Annotated in this window: 15 protein-coding genes; 13 read left to right on the forward strand and 2 right to left on the reverse strand. The window is 33.5% G+C overall.

Annotation, left to right across the window (positions count from 1 at the left end):
• The first annotated feature begins 44 nt into the window (after positions 1-44).
• The 4 genes from BUE10_RS12775 (at position 45) to BUE10_RS12790 (ending at position 4,546) form a co-directional block, all read left to right on the forward strand.
• Positions 45-1,079 (forward strand): VWA domain-containing protein, encoded by a 1,035-nt coding sequence (locus BUE10_RS12775; RefSeq protein ID WP_073485627.1) that lies wholly within the window; start codon positions 45-47, stop codon positions 1,077-1,079.
• A gap of 42 nt (positions 1,080-1,121) precedes the next feature.
• The gene (locus BUE10_RS12780; protein ID WP_073485629.1) at positions 1,122-1,892 is read left to right on the forward strand and encodes a tetratricopeptide repeat protein; all 771 of its coding nucleotides are present in this window, start codon (positions 1,122-1,124) and stop codon (positions 1,890-1,892) included.
• 108 nt (positions 1,893-2,000) lie between these two features.
• Complete coding sequence (locus tag BUE10_RS12785; RefSeq protein ID WP_073485631.1) at positions 2,001-3,755, forward strand: BatD family protein; 1,755 nt, start codon at positions 2,001-2,003, stop codon at positions 3,753-3,755.
• A gap of 44 nt (positions 3,756-3,799) precedes the next feature.
• Complete coding sequence (locus BUE10_RS12790; RefSeq protein ID WP_073485633.1) at positions 3,800-4,546, forward strand: tetratricopeptide repeat protein; 747 nt, start codon at positions 3,800-3,802, stop codon at positions 4,544-4,546.
• 959 nt (positions 4,547-5,505) lie between these two features.
• Here BUE10_RS12790 and BUE10_RS12795 read toward each other — a convergent pair.
• Positions 5,506-6,078, reverse strand: coding sequence for a 5-formyltetrahydrofolate cyclo-ligase (locus tag BUE10_RS12795; protein WP_073485635.1), 573 nt, complete (start codon positions 6,076-6,078; stop codon positions 5,506-5,508).
• Entirely contained in the window at positions 6,065-7,045 is a 981-nt protein-coding gene (locus BUE10_RS12800) for a succinylglutamate desuccinylase/aspartoacylase family protein (RefSeq protein ID WP_073485637.1), read from the reverse strand. Before BUE10_RS12800 ends, BUE10_RS12795 begins: the two co-directional genes overlap by 14 nt.
• A 136-nt stretch (positions 7,046-7,181) precedes the next feature.
• Here BUE10_RS12800 and uvrC point away from each other — a divergent pair, with 136 nt between their 5' ends.
• The 9 genes from uvrC (at position 7,182) to BUE10_RS12845 (ending at position 18,556) form a co-directional block, all read left to right on the forward strand.
• The gene (uvrC, locus tag BUE10_RS12805; protein WP_073485639.1) at positions 7,182-8,981 is read left to right on the forward strand and encodes an excinuclease ABC subunit UvrC; all 1,800 of its coding nucleotides are present in this window, start codon (positions 7,182-7,184) and stop codon (positions 8,979-8,981) included.
• Positions 8,982-8,987: 6 nt separating this feature from the next.
• Entirely contained in the window at positions 8,988-9,500 is a 513-nt protein-coding gene (locus BUE10_RS12810) for an XAC2610-related protein (RefSeq protein WP_073485641.1), read from the forward strand.
• A 62-nt stretch (positions 9,501-9,562) separates the two neighbouring features.
• Entirely contained in the window at positions 9,563-11,857 is a 2,295-nt protein-coding gene (locus BUE10_RS12815) for a patatin-like phospholipase family protein (RefSeq protein WP_073485643.1), read from the forward strand.
• A gap of 259 nt (positions 11,858-12,116) precedes the next feature.
• The gene (locus tag BUE10_RS12820) at positions 12,117-13,274 is read left to right on the forward strand and encodes a homogentisate 1,2-dioxygenase (RefSeq protein WP_073485645.1); all 1,158 of its coding nucleotides are present in this window, start codon (positions 12,117-12,119) and stop codon (positions 13,272-13,274) included.
• Between the two features lie 234 nt (positions 13,275-13,508).
• Positions 13,509-14,669 (forward strand): 4-hydroxyphenylpyruvate dioxygenase, encoded by a 1,161-nt coding sequence (hppD, locus tag BUE10_RS12825; RefSeq protein ID WP_073485646.1) that lies wholly within the window; start codon positions 13,509-13,511, stop codon positions 14,667-14,669.
• A 298-nt stretch (positions 14,670-14,967) separates the two neighbouring features.
• The gene (locus tag BUE10_RS12830; protein WP_073485648.1) at positions 14,968-15,738 is read left to right on the forward strand and encodes a DUF3108 domain-containing protein; all 771 of its coding nucleotides are present in this window, start codon (positions 14,968-14,970) and stop codon (positions 15,736-15,738) included.
• On the forward strand, positions 15,738-16,679 hold the full coding sequence (locus BUE10_RS12835; RefSeq protein WP_053473384.1) for a tryptophan 2,3-dioxygenase family protein: 942 nt from the start codon (positions 15,738-15,740) through the stop codon (positions 16,677-16,679). Before BUE10_RS12830 ends, BUE10_RS12835 begins: the two co-directional genes overlap by 1 nt.
• A gap of 23 nt (positions 16,680-16,702) precedes the next feature.
• A complete protein-coding gene (locus BUE10_RS12840) occupies positions 16,703-17,923 on the forward strand; it encodes a M23 family metallopeptidase (RefSeq protein ID WP_073485650.1) in 1,221 nt (406 codons plus the stop codon).
• A 12-nt stretch (positions 17,924-17,935) separates the two neighbouring features.
• Positions 17,936-18,556, forward strand: a complete 621-nt coding sequence (locus BUE10_RS12845; protein ID WP_073485652.1) for a hypothetical protein — start codon at positions 17,936-17,938, stop codon at positions 18,554-18,556.
• Positions 18,557-18,566 lie beyond the last annotated feature (10 nt).

Consider the following 18,566-nt stretch of genomic DNA (forward strand, 5'->3'; position numbering starts at 1 on the left):
AAATTGGAATTTGGAATTTAGATTTTTGGAATTTTAAAATATTTATGGAATTAGACGAAAAAAAATATTTATATCTCTTACTATTACTCCCAATTGTGGTTTGTGTTTTCTTTTTCAATATGTATTGGAAAAGAAAAAAACAACGTGAATTTGGAGATATAGACATGGTAAAAAAACTGAGTCCGGACAGATCTGTTTTTAAACCAGTATTAAAATTATCGGTTTTGCTTTTGGCATTGGTGTGTTTAATTATCGGTTTAGTAAATCCGAAAATTGGAACAAAAATGGAAACGGTAAAACGTGAAGGAATTGATATCGTTTTTGCTGTCGACGTATCTAAAAGTATGCTTGCCGAAGATGTGGCGCCAAGTCGTTTAGAGAAAAGTAAACAGTTAGTTTCGCAGATTATAAACTCATTAGGAAGTGACCGAATTGGTATTGTGGCGTATGCTGGAAGTGCTTTTCCGGTATTACCAATTACGTCTGATTATAGTGTTGCAAAAATGTTCCTTCAAAGCATGAATCCTGATATGGTTTCATCGCAAGGAACTTCTCTTGATGAAGCGATTCGATTATCAGCTAAATATTTTGATGAAAAAAGCAAAACAAGTAAACTTATAATCTTAATTTCTGATGGTGAAGATCATTCTGAAGGCGCTTCGGCGGCGGCAGAAGAAGCCAATAAACTTGGAATAAAAATCATTACGATTGGTGTTGGAACTGAAAGGGGAGGAACAATCCCGTTAAGAGAAAATGGCATCGTTAAAAGTTATCAAAAAGATCAAAACGGACAAACTGTTATTACAAAACTGAATCAGGAAGGATTAAAAACTATTGCAAAAGCTACAAAAGGCGGTTATGTGTATGGCGGAAATACCAAAGAGGTTTTAGAATACATTAAAAATGCTTTAAACAATATTCAGAAAACTGAATTTGAATCGACACAAATGGCCGATTTTCAATCGCAGTTTCAATGGTTTATTGGTTTTGGACTCTTGCTGTTATTTGTAGACATTTTCCTTTTAGAAAGAAAAACAAACTGGATTAAAGAGTTGAATTTATTCAACGAAAAGAAATAAAGATTCCGCTCGAAATTCGGAACAAAAAATAAAAAAATTAGAATGAAAAATTTACTTCTTTATATTTTACTAACGCTTCCTTTTGCAGTTTCTGCTCAGGAAAAAGACAAGACATTGCCTGATGCCAATGAAGAATATAAGCAGAATAAATTTACTGATGCTGAAGCTAATTACAGAATTTCGGCATCAAAATTTTCAAAACGCGCAGCTGGCTCTTACAATTTAGGAAACTCAATTTACAGACAAAATCAGGCTTCTGAAGCAAAATATGCTTACGCGAATGCCATAAAGATTGCCAAAACAAGACCTGAAAAACACAAAGCTTTTCATAATCTTGGTAACGTTTTTATGAAAGAGAAAGATTATACGCAGGCTGTTGAAGCGTATAAAGAAGCTTTGCGAAACGATCCTACTGACGAAGAGACGCGTTACAATTATGCGTATGCTAAACAAAAGCTAAAAGAAAATCCTCCTAAAAACGATAAAAACAAAGACAAAAATAAGGATAAGGACAAAGACAAGGATAAAAATAAAGATAAAGACAAGAACAAGGATAAAAACCAAGATAAGGACAAGGATAAAAAAGACGACAAAGGCGATAAGGACAAAGATAAAAATGACGGTAAAAATGATCCGAAGAAAGACGACAAGTCTGACAACAAAGGAGAACCGAAACCACAGCCTGGAGGGATTTCAAAAGAACGTGTTCAGAATTTATTAGATGCTGTAAACAACGAAGAAAAGAAAATCCAAGATAAAGTAAACGCACAAAAAATAAAAGCAAATCCTAAAAAACCAGAAAAAGACTGGTAAAATAATTTTAGTCGTTTAACCGTTTATTTGTTTAATTGATTCCATTTTTAAAACAAATACATAGTTAAACGATTAAACGGTTAAACAAATAAACGACTAAACGGTTAAATGAAAAGATATTTAATTCTATTACTGCTCACTTTTCAAGGGCTTATGGCTCAAGTTCAATTTGAAGCCAGAGTAAGCAAAAATACGCTTGGACTTAACGAAAGACTCCGCATTGACTTTATCATGAATGTCGATGGCGATAATTTTGACCAGCCTGCATTTGAAGGATTTAAACTTGTAGCCGGACCAAGCCAGCAGATAAGCCAGTCTTGGGTAAACGGTCGAAGCTCTTTTCAAAAAATATACTCTTATATTTTACAGCCTGAGAAAAAAGGAACTGTTATTATCAAACAGGCCGCAATAGAATATAATGGACAGGTTTATAAAACAGCTCCAATAAAAGTTACCGTTACTAATGCTGTTGCACAGGAAAGAGATCCAAATGATCCTAGACAACAAGGCGGAGGCTCTGGAAATGAATTATTACAATTAGTTGCAGAGGTTTCTAAAACAACTCCTTATGTAAATGAACCTATAACGGTTGTTTACAAACTATATTTTAATGAGATTGGTGTTACCGGGTTTAGAGAAATTGCTAAACCAAAATACAATGATTTCTGGAATCAAAACATTGATGTCAAACAATTGGTGATGGAAGAAGGAAGTTACCAAGGGCAAAGATGTCACTATGTTGTATTGAAGAAAGCCATTTTATATCCGCAAAAATCAGGAAGATTAACAATTGAACCATTCTCATTAGATATTGGCGTGCAATTGCCAACAAATCGCCGCGATATGTTTGGCCAGATGATTATTGCTGAAGATAATAAAGTGGTAACAACTGGAGCCAGAACTATAAGTGTAAGACCACTTCCTGAATCTGGTAAACCAGAAGGCTTTACCGGAGCAGTTGGTAACTTTAGTTTTAAAGTTGTACCATCAAGAACAACGCTGAAAAGCGGTGAAGGTTTAGATTTGCTTGTGAGTGCTTCCGGAACAGGAAATATGAAATTGTTTACGCTTCCAAAACCTGTTGTACCAAATGCATTAGAAATGTATGATCCGGTTCACGATGAAAAAGTAACCACTTCATTATCTGGAATGTCTGGAAAAATTTCAGATAAATACACTATTATTCCGCAGTACAAAGGAAAATATGCGATCAAACCAATGACGTTCTCTTATTTTGATTTGAGTACAGGTTCGTATAAAACAATTACTTCTACTGAAATTATGGTGGATGTTTTAGATGGCCCAACTTTAGCTGAAGCAAATCCTTCGACAGCGTCTAAAAATGTAATTACTAAAACAGAACAATTCAAATATATTAAGTTAAAAACGACTTTAGCAGCAGTTGCTAAAGATGATTTTTACGGTTCAGATTTGTATTATGCTTTATTGTTTTTCCCTTTTGCCATTATTCCAATTATAATTTTGGTTAAGAAGAAAAAAGAAGCAATTGACAGTGATGTAACCGGAAACAGAATTAGAATGAACAATAAACTTGCGAAGAAATATTTATCGCAGGCGAAAAAACAGCTTAACAACAAAGAGGCGTTTTATATTGCTCTTGAAAAAGCAATGCACAATTTCTTAAAAGCAAAACTGCATATTGAAACTTCAGAAATGAGTAAAGACAATATTCAGGAACTGCTTTTATCAAGAAATTCAAATCCTGAAACGGTTCAGAATTTCATTAATCTGACCGAAAACTGTGAATTTGCTCGTTATGCTCCGGCATCAAGCGCTTCGATTCAGCAGGATTATGACAAAGCTGTTTTGATTATTTCAGAATTAGAAAAACAGATCGTTTAATTTTTAACTTAAATTCAAACCCGACAGGTTTTAAAAAATTAATAATGAAAAATATATTATATCTCTTTTTACTAATCTCACAGGTTTTCTTTGCTCAAAGCAGCTTTGAAAAAGGAAACGTTTTGTACCAAAAGGGAGAATATCAGGAAGCTGTTCAGGTTTATGAAGATATTATTAAAGAAAACAAACAGCAGTCGGCAGAGTTATATTTTAACTTGGCAAACAGTTATTATAAACTGAATAAAGTTGCACCTTCTATTTACAATTATGAAAAAGCTTTGGTATTAAAACCAAACGATCCTGAGACTTTAAACAACTTAAAATTTGCAAAAAAACTAACAATTGATGAAATCAAAGAAGTTCCAAAAGTTGGTTTTGCAAAACTAATCCAGAACTTTACAGGCATTTTTGATTATAATCAATGGGCTAAGATTTCTGTTGCTATTGGTTTTGTGTTTTTGTTGAGTTTTATTGGTTATTATTTTTCACAGCTTACGATTACAAAAAGAATTTATTTCATTGGAATGTTTATTCTTTTGGTCGCTTTGATTTTAAGTGTTTTTGCAGGAATGTCTGAAAAAGATCATTTTGACAACGATCGTCCGGCAATTGTTTTTGCTGAATTAAGCGAAGTTAGAAGCGAACCGCAAAAAGCGGGTTCAGCTATTATTCTGCTTCATGAAGGTGCAAAAGTTTATGTTATGGAAACAGTTGGAAAATGGAAAAAAATCGAATTAACAGACGGAACTGAAGGCTGGATTGATGCCTCAACAATTAAAGAAGTAAAATAAAAATTTCAACTATTTAAAATATAAAAATCCCAAATTCCAAGATTACAATTGGAATTTGGGATTTTCTTTTGTTGGAATTTCACATTTTAAAATTCTTTGTCGACAAACTTTGCGTAAGACGCACTGCTGTGCGTCTCTACAATATGCTGGGATGGATATAGATTACATAGAAACGATTCTAAATATTTTTTTACACAAGAATATTTCCACAATCAAAATATTTGTCGATCAACGTTGCGTAGACGCACTGCTGCGCGTCTCTACAATATGCTGGGATGGATATAGATTACATAGAAACGATTCTAAATATTTTTTTACACAAGAATATTTCCACAATCAAAATATTTGTCGATCAACGTTGCGTAGACGCACTGCTGCGCGTCTCTACAATATGCTGGGATGGATATAGATTACATAGAAACGATTCTAAATATTTTTTTACACAAGAATATTTCCACAATCAAAATATTTGTCGATCAACGTTGCGTAGACGCACTGCTGTGCGTCTCTACAATATGCTGGGATGGATATAGATTACATAGAAATGATTCTAAATATTTTTTTACACAAGAATATTTCCACAATCAAAATCGTAGAGACGCACAGCAGTGCGTCTACGTCCAGCATATCGACAAACGCTACGCAAACTGTGAGCCTCTACAGGATAAATCGCATAAAAATTCAAATAAAAAATCCCAAATTCCAACATAACAATTTGAGTTTGGGATTTTCTTTTTGGCAGAATTTCACCATGTAAGTGATATAAGAAAATTTAAGTTTGTTTGTGGTTGATTGATATTCTTATTTATAGCACAACAGATTATCCACCCCTGCATATCGTAGAGACGCACAGCAGTGCGTCTACGTCCAGCATATCGACAAACGTTGCGTAGACGCACTGCTGCGCGTCTCTACAACATGCCGGGTCGATTTTGATTGTGAAATATATATTGGAAAATTTAATGGAAATTATAAACCTTCTCAGGTGTAACACAATAATCTAATTTTATATCAGATTCAAAAACGTCATCGATTTGATTTACGGATTCAAAGAATGAAAGACCAACTTTTATGGTTTCGGGTTTACAACCAGTAAGAAATTTATCGTAAAAACCTTTTCCGTAACCAATACGATTTCCAAAAACATCAAAAACCAAAAGCGGTACAAAAACAACCTCGATATTTTGCGTCGGAACCGGAAGTCCGTTTACGGGTTCAGGAATATTATATTCATTTTTTTTGATTTTGGTATTATCCGTCAATAAAAAATGAGACATTTCTCTGGTTTCAAAATCGCTTTTTGAGATCACGATTTCTTTATCTTTTCCCGAAAGTAAATGCAGGATAAACTCCGTATCAATTTCTTTTTGTTCCACAATTGGCAAAAAAACATGATAATACGTTTTATCCCAAATTGGCAGCTGAATTAAATTATTGGCTATAGCCAGACTTTTTTCTTCGATATCACTTTCAGAAAGTTTTTTTCGGAGATTTTTATACTCAAGTCTTAATTCTTTTTTACTCGTCGACATTTACAGGAGAATTTTTAGATATATGATAAATCGCATCGCCTTCGTAAACAATTGGCGAATGATTGGCATTAATTACAAATCCGTCGTGAGGTGCTTTTACTTTTTGCTCAAACTTTCCAAACGGATCTGTAATAATCGCTAAGATAGTTCCTTTGGTTACAAATCTTCCCACCATGTTATAATCATGAAGCAAACCGGAGCATTTTGCACGAAGCCAAACTGAATATTTAATATAAATCGAAGGTTCTTCGGCTTCCTCAACAACATGTTTTGGGTCGAGCATATTCAAATAATACAATAAACGCTTCACGCCCATAATTCCTTCATTGGCAATAGCATCATTTATATCGAGTGATTTTCCACCTTCAAAAAGCAGCATTTTTACATTGGCTTTTTCGCAGGTATTTCTAAAAGAACCACCAATATTTTTAGAATATAAAGTAAACGGCGCATTAAAAACATCGGCAAGAACTTTTAATTCCGGATTATTTTCTGTGATTCTAATTTGCGGAGCATTAAATCGGCTTGCACCTCCGGCATGAAAATCGACGGCAAAATCAATAATGGGCAAAATCTGCTCTACGATATGATAGGCAAATCGGCTTGCTAAAGAACCTTTTTTACTTCCCGGAAAAACGCGGTTTAAATCTCTTCCATCAGGAAACTCACGAGATTTATTCACAAAACCGTACATATTGATAATGGGAATACAAATTATAGTTCCTCTTTCCGGACGGTTTATTTTTTTGCTGATGATTTGTCGAACCACTTCTACCCCGTTAATTTCATCGCCGTGAATTCCTGCCGAAAATAAAACAACCGGGCCTTCATGCTTGGAACGACGGACAATTACAGGAATATTAAGTTTTGTTGTAGTATGTAATCGCGCTATTTCGACGTTTATAGTTTTGTGTTCTCCCGGCAAAATTGATTCACCAAAAATAACAAGGGGCTTACTATTTTTCATGTGGAATTATAAAAGCTAAATATAGAAATTATTCTTTTGATTTCGTAAATTTGAAACTAAATCACTGTTAAGCTTTTTTCAAGAACCAGAATGGTTTTTGAAATCGCTTTTCACCTATCTTCAGAAACAAAACAGAATGTCAAAACCGTCCTTAGATCTACAAATTCTCACCTTGCCGGACAATCCCGGTGTGTATCAATATTACGATAAAGACGGGAAAATTTTATATGTAGGCAAAGCCAAAAATTTAAAAAAAAGGGTTTCCTCCTATTTCAATAAAATTCATGATACGGCCAAAACAAATGTCTTGGTTCGAAAAATCGTGACTATAAAACACATTGTAGTTCCCACAGAAACCGATGCGCTTTTATTAGAAAACAATTTAATCAAAACATTACAGCCAAGATATAATGTTTTACTGCGCGATGATAAAAGTTATCCCTGGATTTGCATTAAAAAAGAACCTTTTTCGAGAATATTTTTAACCCGAAGAATGGTCAAAGACGGGTCTGAATATTTTGGTCCTTACACTAATTTCAAAATGGTTCATACCATTCTCGATTTAATTAAAGAACTGTATCCATTAAGAACGTGCAATTACGACTTAAGCAAATCGAATATCGATTCAGGAAAATTTAAAGTTTGTCTGGAATATCATATTGGCAATTGCAAAGGTCCGTGCGAAGGTTTAGAATCTCTGGAAGATTATCAAAGACAAATCGATGCGATTCGCGAAATCCTAAAAGGAAATTTTAAAGAAAGCTTGAAAGATTTTAAGCGTTTAATGAATCAATATGCGCAGAATTTACAGTTTGAAGAAGCACAAAAAATCAAAGAAAAAATAGACGTTCTGGAGAATTACCAATCAAGATCAACGATTGTAAACCCTAAGATTACGAATGTTGATGTTTTTTCGATTGTTTCAGATGAAAGCGCGGCTTATATCAACTTTTTACAAATTTCTCACGGTTCGATTATTCGTTCGCACACTTTAGAAATCAAGAAAAAACTAGACGAAAGCGACGAAGAATTATTAGAACTGGCGATTATCGAACTTAGGGAACGTTTTCAATTATTATCAAAAGAAATTATTGTTCCGTTTGAAATTGATTTGGGCGAAAAAATAAAAGTAACCGTTCCGCAGCTTGGTGATAAAAAACAGATTCTGGATTTATCGATTCGAAATGCAAAATTCTACCGAATTGAACAATTGAAACAATTACAAATTGTAGATCCTGATCGTCATGTTAATAGAATTATGGCGCAGATGCAGAAAGATTTACGTCTTCCGGTTGAGCCTCGACATATTGAATGTTTTGATAACTCAAATATTCAGGGAACAAATCCTGTTGCGGCCTGTGTCGTTTTTAAAGACGGAAAAGCCAGCAAAAAAGATTACCGACATTTTAATGTAAAAACGGTTGAAGGCCCTGACGATTTTGCTTCGATGACCGAAATCGTATACCGACGTTACAAAAGATTATTAGATGAAAATGAACCTTTACCACAATTAATAATTATTGACGGAGGAAAAGGACAATTGTCTGCAGCTTTAAAAAGTATTGATGAATTAGGTTTACGTGGTAAAATTGCAATTATTGGAATTGCGAAACGTCTTGAAGAACTTTTTTATCCGGGCGATTCGATTCCGTTATATCTCGATAAAAAATCAGAAACTTTAAAAGTAATTCAGCAGTTACGAAACGAAGCGCACCGATTCGGAATTACATTTCACCGTGACAAACGAAGCAAAGCAGCACTTAATTCTTCGGTAGAAAGTATTCCGGGAATTGGCGAAAAAACAATGCTCACGTTAATACAACATTTCAAGAGTGTTAAGAGATTGAAATTAGCCTCTGAAAAAGATATATCTGATATTGTCGGTGTATCAAAAGCCAAAAAAATTGTCGAATTTTATCATCCAAAAGAAAATTAATTCATTTTGAAAAAGCTCTTTTTACATATTTGTTTACTATTCGTTTTTTCTATTTCATATAGCCAAAATGAAGTTTCGGTTATACAAAAAGATAAAAGTGAATTTAAAGTAAGTTTTGAAGATGATTTTGAAACATTAAAAATAAAAAATTCTAAAACAGGGCAAGTTCAAGTCATAAACAATCTCGAAGCTTCAATAACAGGAAAACAATCCAGGTTAGAAGTAAATGATTTTAATTTTGACGGGTTTACAGATTTTGCTTCTTTTCATACGGATGATGGTATGGGAGTGTATACAATTTATGAGATTTTTATTTTTAATCCGAAGACAAAACAATTTGACAGTTTAAATTTTCCGTCAAACTTTAGTCCTAAATGCGATATGTTTTGTGATGTAAAAATTGATAAAATCAAAAAGACGCTTACCTCAAGCTGCAGGGGCGGTGCAAGAAATCATTCGGATGTTTGGAAATACGATAAAAACAAAAAATTAATACTTTCAAAAACACAATCATATTAAGATAAATCTAGTATAAAGCCGAAAAAATTGCCGACTTTTACAAAACCAATTACTTATTTTTTATGCGCCTAAGCAAGCTGTTAATTTCAAAGACCCAATCAATAGGATTTTCTCCTGTTCCGAGAACTATCGGAACCATTTGGGGTGCGGCATTGTTATTTTTTTTCTTTTTATTTCTTCCTGAAAATTCATTTTCGCAAGAAGTAAAACAAGACAGCGTAAAAAGACCTAAAATTGGTTTGGTTTTAAGCGGCGGCGGTGCCAAAGGTTTTGCACATATTGGTGTTTTAAAAGTTTTAGAAGAAGCCGGAATCAAAATCGATTATATTGGAGGAACCAGTATGGGTTCTGTAATTGGTGGATTATATGCTTCTGGCTATAATGCTTCGCAAATTGATTCAATTTTCAAAAGAACCAATTTCGACGAATTAATAAACGATTATATTCCGCGTTCCTCAAAAAACTTTTATGGTAAAAAAAATGACGAATTATATGCGATCGTTTTACCGTTTAGTAATTTCAGAGTGGGCATTCCCGAAGCACTTTCAAAAGGAATGTACAATTATAATTTGTTGAGCAGTTTAACGAGAAACGTTCGCCATGTTCGTGATTTCAATAAATTGCCAACTCCGTTTTTATGTATTGGAACCAATATTGAAACTGGTGAAGAAGTACTTTTAAATAAAGGAAATCTGGTTCAGGCCATGATGGCGAGTGCCGCTTTCCCTTCCCTATTTACTCCGGTAGAAATCGACGGAAATTTATTGGTCGATGGCGGCGTGGTAAACAATTATCCTATTAAAGAAGTTCGTAACCTTGGTGCCGATATTATTATTGGTGTTGATGTTCAGGACGATTTAATGAAGCGAAAAAACTTAAAAAACGCTACCAGAATTTTGGTTCAGATTACCAATTTGCAATCTATAGAGAAAATGAAAAGCAAAATAAAGGATACCGATGTTTACATAAAACCGGACATTCGTGATTTTGGTGTAATTTCATTTGACAGAGGGGAAGAAATTATCAGAAAAGGGGAAGAAGCTGCTTTTGCTGTTTACGAAAAAATTAAATCGTTAGTAAACGAAGACAACTTTTATAAAAAACCGAAATTAAAAATCGCTTCAGATACTCTTGAAATCAAGAAAATAAACAGCGACCAATTAGATAATTATACCAAAGAATACATTCGTGGTAAACTTCGTTTTAAACCAGGAAGCACTATTACATATGATGATTTGAAAACCGGAATAAACAATTTGAATGCGACTCAAAACTTTAGTACGATTTCGTATTGTTTACAGCCAGACGGCAATCAGGATGATTTAGATTTGGTATTAAAAGAAAATCCAACGCAGACTTTTTTAAAGCTTGGTCTTCACTATGACGGACTTTACAAAAGTGCTGTTTTATTGAATCTTACTCACAAAAAGACATTTTTAAAAAATGATGTTACTTCGCTGGACATTATTTTGGGAGATAATTTTAGATATGATTTAAACTATTATGTCGAAAATGGTTTTAATATCAGCTTTGGTTTCCGCTCTAGATTAAATCAGTTTAACCGAAATGTAACAACAAGTTTGAGCGGACTGGTTGCAGAAAACCCAAATATTAATTTGATCAATGTTGATTTCTTAGATTTGAGTAATCAGGCGTATTTTCAAACCATTTTTGTACAAAAGTTTTTAATGGGCGGAGGTTTAGAATATAAATACCTGAAAATAAATTCGCCAACACTTTCAAATACAGAAAATATAATTGATAAAAGCAGTTACATTAGTGCGTTTGCTTATCTAAAATACGACTCATTTGACAGCAAAAATTTCCCGCGCTCCGGATTGTATTTTTCTACAGATCTTCAAACGTATCTGGCCTCTTCAGATTATACGAATAAATTTACGCCGTTCTCAATTGCAAAGGCAGAAGTTGCTTTTGCCAAAACGGTATTCAAAAAAGCTACGGTTAAAATTGGAGCAGATGCCGGATTTAATATAGGCAGCGACAGCGTTCCTTTTTTCGATTTTATATTAGGCGGTTTTGGATATAACAAGATCAATAATTTCAATTATTTTTATGGTTATGATTTTTTAAGTATTGCCGGAAATAGCTTTATAAAAACGGATATTACTTTAGATTATGAAATTTTTAAAAAGAACCACGTGAATTTTTCGGCAAATTTTGCCAATCTTGGCAATGATATTTTTACTACAGTCGATTGGATTTCAATGCCTAAATATTCTGGTTATGCTGTAGGTTATGGATTGGAAACTATTATTGGCCCAATCGAAGTTAAACAATCCTGGTCTCCGGAAATGTCAAAAAGCTTTACTTGGTTCAGTATCGGATTTATGTTTTAATCCTGATTTTTTAGAAATATTTTATGTTATAAATAATATAATATGTAATTTTGATCAATAAAAATTACGACATTTGTCATAATGAAAACAAATTGGACAGGTTTATTAGAGTATCTTCAATTTCTTATCAAGAGAAATCCTGAGTAACGCCTCTATCGAATTGAGATAATTAGTCAATTGAAAAAATTGAACTGATTATTTACTATGCAATTCAAATTTTCGAATTATCTAATTTACAAATTATCTAATTGAAAAAGCCATGCCTCTATATCATAAACTTGGGGATTTCCCTCAAAAAAGACACACCCAATTCGAAAAACCAAACGGCGGATTTTACTACGAACAGTTATTTGGAACAGAAGGTTTTCACGGACATTCGTCTCTGTCTTATCATGTTCACAGACCAACGCAGGTTAAAGAAATTTTAAACTCTTATTCGGTTGAACCAAAAATTGCAATCGGAAAAAACATAAAGTCGCTTCTTTTTAAAGGTTTTGAATTAAAACCGGAAAATGATTTTCTTGACAGCCGAAAAGCCATGTTAGTCAATAAAGACTGTATTATTGGTTTGGCCGCTCCAAAAGAATCGCTTCGAAATTATTTCTACAAAAATGCCGATGCCGATGAAATGCTTTTCATCCATAAAGGAAAAGGAAAATTAAGAACCATGTTAGGAAATATTCCGTTTGAATATGGCGATTATTTAATTATTCCCCGTGGCATTATTTACCAAATCGAATTCGAAACAGAAGAAAACAGACTATTTTATGTAGAATCGTATTCTCCATTTTATACTCCAAAACGATATAAAAACCAATCTGGTCAGCATTTAGAACATTCTCCGTTTTGTGAGCGTGATTTTATTTTGCCAAGTGAATTGGAAACACACGACGAAAAAGGTGATTTTTTAATTAAAATTAAAAAAGAAGGCATGATTCACGAAGTGGTTTATGCTACGCATCCTTTTGATGTTGTGGGCTGGGACGGATATAATTTCCCATACGGATTCTCGATTCACAATTTTGAACCTATAACGGGACGCGTTCACCAACCGCCTCCGGTACACCAAACTTTTGAAACGGCCACTTTTGTCGTTTGTTCATTCTGCCCTAGACTTTACGATTATCACCCAAAAGCCATTCCGGCGCCATACAATCACAGCAATATAGATTCTGACGAAGTTCTGTATTATGTAGATGGTGATTTTATGAGTCGTAATAATATTGAGCAGGGCCATATCACTTTACATCCAAAAGGAATTCCGCACGGTCCAGCGCCAGGTGCAATGGAACGCAGTATTGGTCATAAAGAAACTCAGGAATTAGCTGTTATGGTTGATACTTTCAGACCACTTATGGTTACGGAAGAAGCTATGGATCTTGATGATGGACAATATTATAAATCCTGGACTGAATAGTTTTAGTTTTGTAACGCATTTCTAACGCAAAGTTCGCAAAGGATTTTTCGCAAAGTTCACAAAAATTTTAATGGCGTTTTTAGTTAGACAAGATCACAAAGCTTTGCGTTCTTTGCAATTTTTAAAATCTCAGTAATAAAAAATCTTTGCGCTCTTTGCGATAAAAAAAACAATCTAAAAACAACATTTCGGAAAAATCAATTAAACGATTAACCGATTAAACAAATAAACATCATGTCAAAAGAAGTAAAATCAGTAGAATACGGATTAGAAAAAATCTTTGAAGGAGCACAAGATTTCCTTCCGTTATTAGGAACAGATTATGTAGAGTTTTATGTAGGCAATGCAAAACAATCTGCACATTATTATAAAACTGCTTTCGGATATCAGTCATTAGCTTACGCTGGGTTAGAAACCGGAGTAAAAGACAGAGCATCGTATGTTTTGAAACAAGACAAAATCAGAATTGTTTTAACTACTCCATTAACAGCAGATTCTCCAATTAACGAACACTTAAAAAAACATGGTGACGGTGTAAAAGTTGCAGCACTTTGGGTTGAAGATGCTGCAAAATCTTACGAAGAAACTATGAAACGCGGCGCACGTTCTTTCATGGAACCAACTGTTGAGGAAGATGAATTTGGTCAAGTTATTCGTTCGGGAATTTACACTTATGGAGAAACAGTTCACATTTTTGTCGAAAGAAAAAACTACAACGGTGTTTTCTTACCTGGATATAAAGAATGGAAATCAGATTACAATCCAGAACCAACAGGATTAAAATATATTGATCACATGGTTGGAAATGTGGGTTGGAATGAAATGAATACTTGGGTAAAATTTTACGAAGACGTAATGGGATTTGTAAATTTCCTTTCTTTTGATGACAAACAAATTACTACAGAATATTCTGCATTAATGAGTAAAGTAATGTCAAACGGAAACGGAAGAATTAAATTCCCAATCAACGAACCAGCAGAAGGAAAGAAAAAATCGCAGATTGAAGAATATTTAGATTTTTACGGCGGACCTGGAATTCAGCATATCGCTATTGCTACAGATGATATTATTAAAACAGTATCACAATTGAGAGCACGCGGTGTTGAATTTTTATCAGCCCCTCCACATACCTATTATCAAGCAATTCCTGAAAGATTAGGGGTTCATATGGATATGATGAAAGAAGATATTAACGAAATTGAAAAATTAGCTATCATGGTCGATGCCGATGAAGATGGTTACCTTTTACAAATATTTACTAAGCCGGTTCAGGACAGACCGACGCTTTTTTTCGAAATTATTCAAAGAATGGGTGCAAAAGGATTTGGTGCAGGTAACTTTAAAGCCCTTTTTGAGTCGATTGAGAGAGAACAGGAATTGAGAGGTACATTATAAAAACGCATTATTTTTGCATTATGCAGAAAAATTCTCTGTAAAACGTTGGTTTTTATGCAAATGTTATGTTAAACTTGCCTTTTGCTATTTCTTTTTTGAACTTTCTGTATATCTTTGCACTCGCAAATCAAGAAGGGGTGGTTTCCTTCTGAATTGATATAAATTTCATAATTTATAGTTTTTTGGTTAGTTAATAGCATAAAAACTCAGTCATCCTTGACTGAGTTTTTTTGTTTTGGTACATTTGGAATAGAATTTGCATTTATCTACCTTTATAATGAAATGTAAAAATTGTACTATGAAAAAGTTCATTCTCGCTATATTCATCCTCTCTACTTTAGCTTTCGATACCCAAAAAGAAAATGCTTTTGATACTGGGGAGTATTTCAAATTTAGAATTCATTATGGAATCGTAAACGCCGGTTATGCAACTCTTGAAGTTAAAGATGCCACTATAAATAATAAAAAAGTTCATCACGCTGTTGGTAAAGGATATACAACCGGAATGTCAAAATTTTTCTTCAAAGTTGAAGATTTATACGAAAGTTATTTTGACAAGGAAAATGGAAATCCTTATCGCTTTGTCAGAAAAATTGACGAAGGTGGTTACACTAAAAATCAGGAAGGTTTTTTTGACCAAAGTGAGAATAGAGTTCTGGTAAAAGATTACAAACGAAAGACCGAAAAAACGATTGTAATTACTGATAATGTGCAAGATATCGTATCGTCTTTTTACTTCTTAAGAAACCATCCAAATATTGATAAATTAAAATCTGGCGAATCGATTACAATTGATATGTTTTTTGATGATGAAATCACAAAATTTAAGTTAAAATATGTAGGCCGTCAAGATATTACAACTAAATTTGGGACAGTTTCTACAATGGTTTTTAAACCACTTGTACAAACAGGAAGAGTTTTTAAAGAAAAAGAAAGTTTAACGCTCTGGATTACAGATGATGACAACAAAGTTCCGATTAGAATTAAAGCGGATTTGGCTGTTGGATCTCTAAAAGCAGATCTTGATGAATATAAAGGATTGAAAAATCCGTTTAAAGTTAAAAAATAATGAACCCTACTGATCATTCAGAATCAATTTTAAAAGAAATTGACCTTAAATTTCAAGCAATAAACCAAAAAACTGATGTTCAGTTAGAAGGATTACTTTGGTCAAAACCAATTACATATTGGGACTACATTCAAACAGACGCTCTTTTAAATTTACAAATACAACGCACAACACTTCCTGACGAAATGGTATTTATTATGTACCATCAAGTTAATGAACTGATTTTTAAAATGATTTTGTGGGAAATCGATCAAATCGCAGATACACAAAATATTCAGGTTGATTTTTTCAGCGAAAGACTTTCCAGAATTACCCGCTATTTTGATATGCTGACAAATTCGTTCAGTATTATGGAAAACGGAATGGAAGTCGATCAATACATGAAATTCAGAAATACACTTACTCCTGCAAGCGGATTTCAAAGTGCTCAATACAGATTAATTGAATTTGCTTCTACAGATGTTATCAATCTAACTGATCGCAGATACAAAGCTAACTTTGACGAAAATACGGATCTAGAAACTACTTTTGAACACCTTTACTGGCAAGCAGCCGGAAAAGATTATCATACTGGCGAAAAATCATATTTACTTCAGGAATTCGAAAACAAATATAAAGTTCAGTTTTTGAGACAAATGTCTACGTTTAAGACTAAAAACATTTGGCAGAAATTCACACAACTACCTATCGAAGACCAGCAAAACCAAGAATTAATTCACGCAATGCGTCATTACGACAAAACGGTGAACATTACCTGGGTTATGCAGCACCTTAATACTGCAAGAAAATACATCTTAGAAAGCGGAAAAGGTAACGGCGAAGCAACCGGTGGAAGTGACTGGCAAAAATATATGCATCCAAAATACCAAAGACGCATCTTTTTTCCTAAATTGTGGACCGAAGAAGAATTGTCCAATTGGGGAAATGAAGATCTACTTTAATTTCCTGCAAAAAAATTAAGAGTTTGAAAAAAGCATTCGTAATTATAATAGTATTATTTTCAATATTTTCGTGTACTAAAACAGAAGAAAAAGTTGAAATTAAAATTACAAAACCAAAAACCAAAAAAGTAGAGTTTGGTTTTAATTACGCTGATTTTAATGTTGTTAACGATACGATTTCCAAAGGAGATTCTTTTGGGTCTATCATTCAGAGTCAAAACATTGGCGACAAAAAAATATATGACATTGTCGAACAAATCAAAGATACTTTTGACGTAAGAACTATTCGTTACAACAAACCTTTTACATTACTTCGCTCAAAAAACAAAACAAATAATCTTCAGGTTTTTATTTATCAGCCAGATGCTTTAACTTATTATGTTATCGATTTAAGAGACAGCATTGCAAAAGCCTATAAAAAAATAAAACCGGTTACTTTAAAAAGAAAAATTATTGGCGGCGTTTTAAAAACTTCATTATCCGAAACTTTAGGAGATGAAGATGTAGAAACTGCACTTGCAAGCAGAATTACAAAAGTATTTTCTTGGTCAATTGACTTCTTCAAACTTAAAAAAGGAGATCGTTACGGTTTAATTTTTACAGAACGTTTTATAAACGGAAAAACCTACGATGGTGTTGAAGATCTTGAAGCTGCTTTTTTTGAATATAAAGGAAAAATTGTTTATGCATTCCCTTTCGAAAAAGATACTCTTTCCGGAAAAATCGAATATTATGATGATGAAGGAAAAACGTTGAAAAACTTTTTCTTAAAAACGCCAATTAAATTCAGCCGAATCACTTCTAGATTTACTATGAATAGGTTTCATCCTGTTCAGCATACCTGGAAAGCGCACAAAGGAACTGATTATGCGGCTCCAACCGGAACGCCAATTTCAACAACTGCATCTGGAGTTGTTGAAGCAACAGGATATACGGCAGGAAACGGAAACTTTGTCAAAGTAAAACACAACGGAACTTACTCTACTCAATATTTACACATGTCCAGAATTCTGGTTCGCCGCGGACAACGCGTTACACAAGGGCAAACAATTGGTTTAGTTGGAAGTACAGGTTTAGCTTCCGGTCCTCACGTTTGTTACCGTTTCTGGAAAAATGGTGTTCAGGTAGATGCGCTTCGATTGAACTTACCAACCGGAGAATCTTTAACCGGAAATGATAAAACACGCTTCTTTAAACAAATCGAACCTTTGAAAAGAGAGTTAGATAGTATTGGGAATTTGTAAATTAAAAGCCGAATGAAAAATTCACGTCTTAAAACAATTTACAATGATACTTTTTCAGGCTTAAAACTATATTACAGAGATACTGATTTACCTGAGAATTTAATTTCAAATTATAAAATTGGGCAAATAATTCAGGAAAAAGGTTTTACAGATATGACTTCTATTGGCGGCGGACTTTCAGGCAATTTCAGATATTTAATTGCCAGCGCTCATGCCAAAGATTTATCGAAATTCAATCCAGACTCGGCAAAAATTGGCCATTTTCTATTAGACACGATTGCTTATTTTAAAGTACTGGATATTCAGAAAATCGGTAACAAAACACAAGTTTTTTTGTTAAACATTCCAGACAATTCCATTTTGCTTTTAAAAAATTCATCGTCAAATCTGGAAGATGAGATTATAGAAAAAGCAAGAAAAAAATTTGAATCTAAAATTCATTTAGCTTTAATCCCGGAATTACAAACCGAAAGCTGGAAAGAAAGAACAAAATCCCCTCTCGGAATGAATGATAACGGAGAATTATTTTTTGATGATTCGAAGATTAAAGTTGAATCCCCAAAAAGAATCGAAATCAATATCGAAAAGAAAACTATTGAAGTTAATAAAAAACCTTGGTGGAAGATTTGGTAATTAAAACCAA

The organism is Flavobacterium sp. CF108 (assembly GCF_900129795.1).
Taxonomy (GTDB): domain Bacteria; phylum Bacteroidota; class Bacteroidia; order Flavobacteriales; family Flavobacteriaceae; genus Flavobacterium.

Coding starts and splice junctions, on each gene's coding strand:
- BUE10_RS12775 (WP_073485627.1), top strand. CDS start 45: ATGGAATTAGACGAAAAAAAATATTTATATCTCTTACTATTACTCCCA.
- BUE10_RS12780 (WP_073485629.1), top strand. CDS start 1,122: ATGAAAAATTTACTTCTTTATATTTTACTAACGCTTCCTTTTGCAGTT.
- BUE10_RS12785 (WP_073485631.1), top strand. CDS start 2,001: ATGAAAAGATATTTAATTCTATTACTGCTCACTTTTCAAGGGCTTATG.
- BUE10_RS12790 (WP_073485633.1), top strand. CDS start 3,800: ATGAAAAATATATTATATCTCTTTTTACTAATCTCACAGGTTTTCTTT.
- BUE10_RS12795 (WP_073485635.1), bottom strand. CDS start 6,078: ATGTCGACGAGTAAAAAAGAATTAAGACTTGAGTATAAAAATCTCCGA.
- BUE10_RS12800 (WP_073485637.1), bottom strand. CDS start 7,045: ATGAAAAATAGTAAGCCCCTTGTTATTTTTGGTGAATCAATTTTGCCG.
- uvrC (WP_073485639.1), top strand. CDS start 7,182: ATGTCAAAACCGTCCTTAGATCTACAAATTCTCACCTTGCCGGACAAT.
- BUE10_RS12815 (WP_073485643.1), top strand. CDS start 9,563: ATGCGCCTAAGCAAGCTGTTAATTTCAAAGACCCAATCAATAGGATTT.
- BUE10_RS12820 (WP_073485645.1), top strand. CDS start 12,117: ATGCCTCTATATCATAAACTTGGGGATTTCCCTCAAAAAAGACACACC.
- hppD (WP_073485646.1), top strand. CDS start 13,509: ATGTCAAAAGAAGTAAAATCAGTAGAATACGGATTAGAAAAAATCTTT.
- BUE10_RS12830 (WP_073485648.1), top strand. CDS start 14,968: ATGAAAAAGTTCATTCTCGCTATATTCATCCTCTCTACTTTAGCTTTC.
- BUE10_RS12835 (WP_053473384.1), top strand. CDS start 15,738: ATGAACCCTACTGATCATTCAGAATCAATTTTAAAAGAAATTGACCTT.
- BUE10_RS12845 (WP_073485652.1), top strand. CDS start 17,936: ATGAAAAATTCACGTCTTAAAACAATTTACAATGATACTTTTTCAGGC.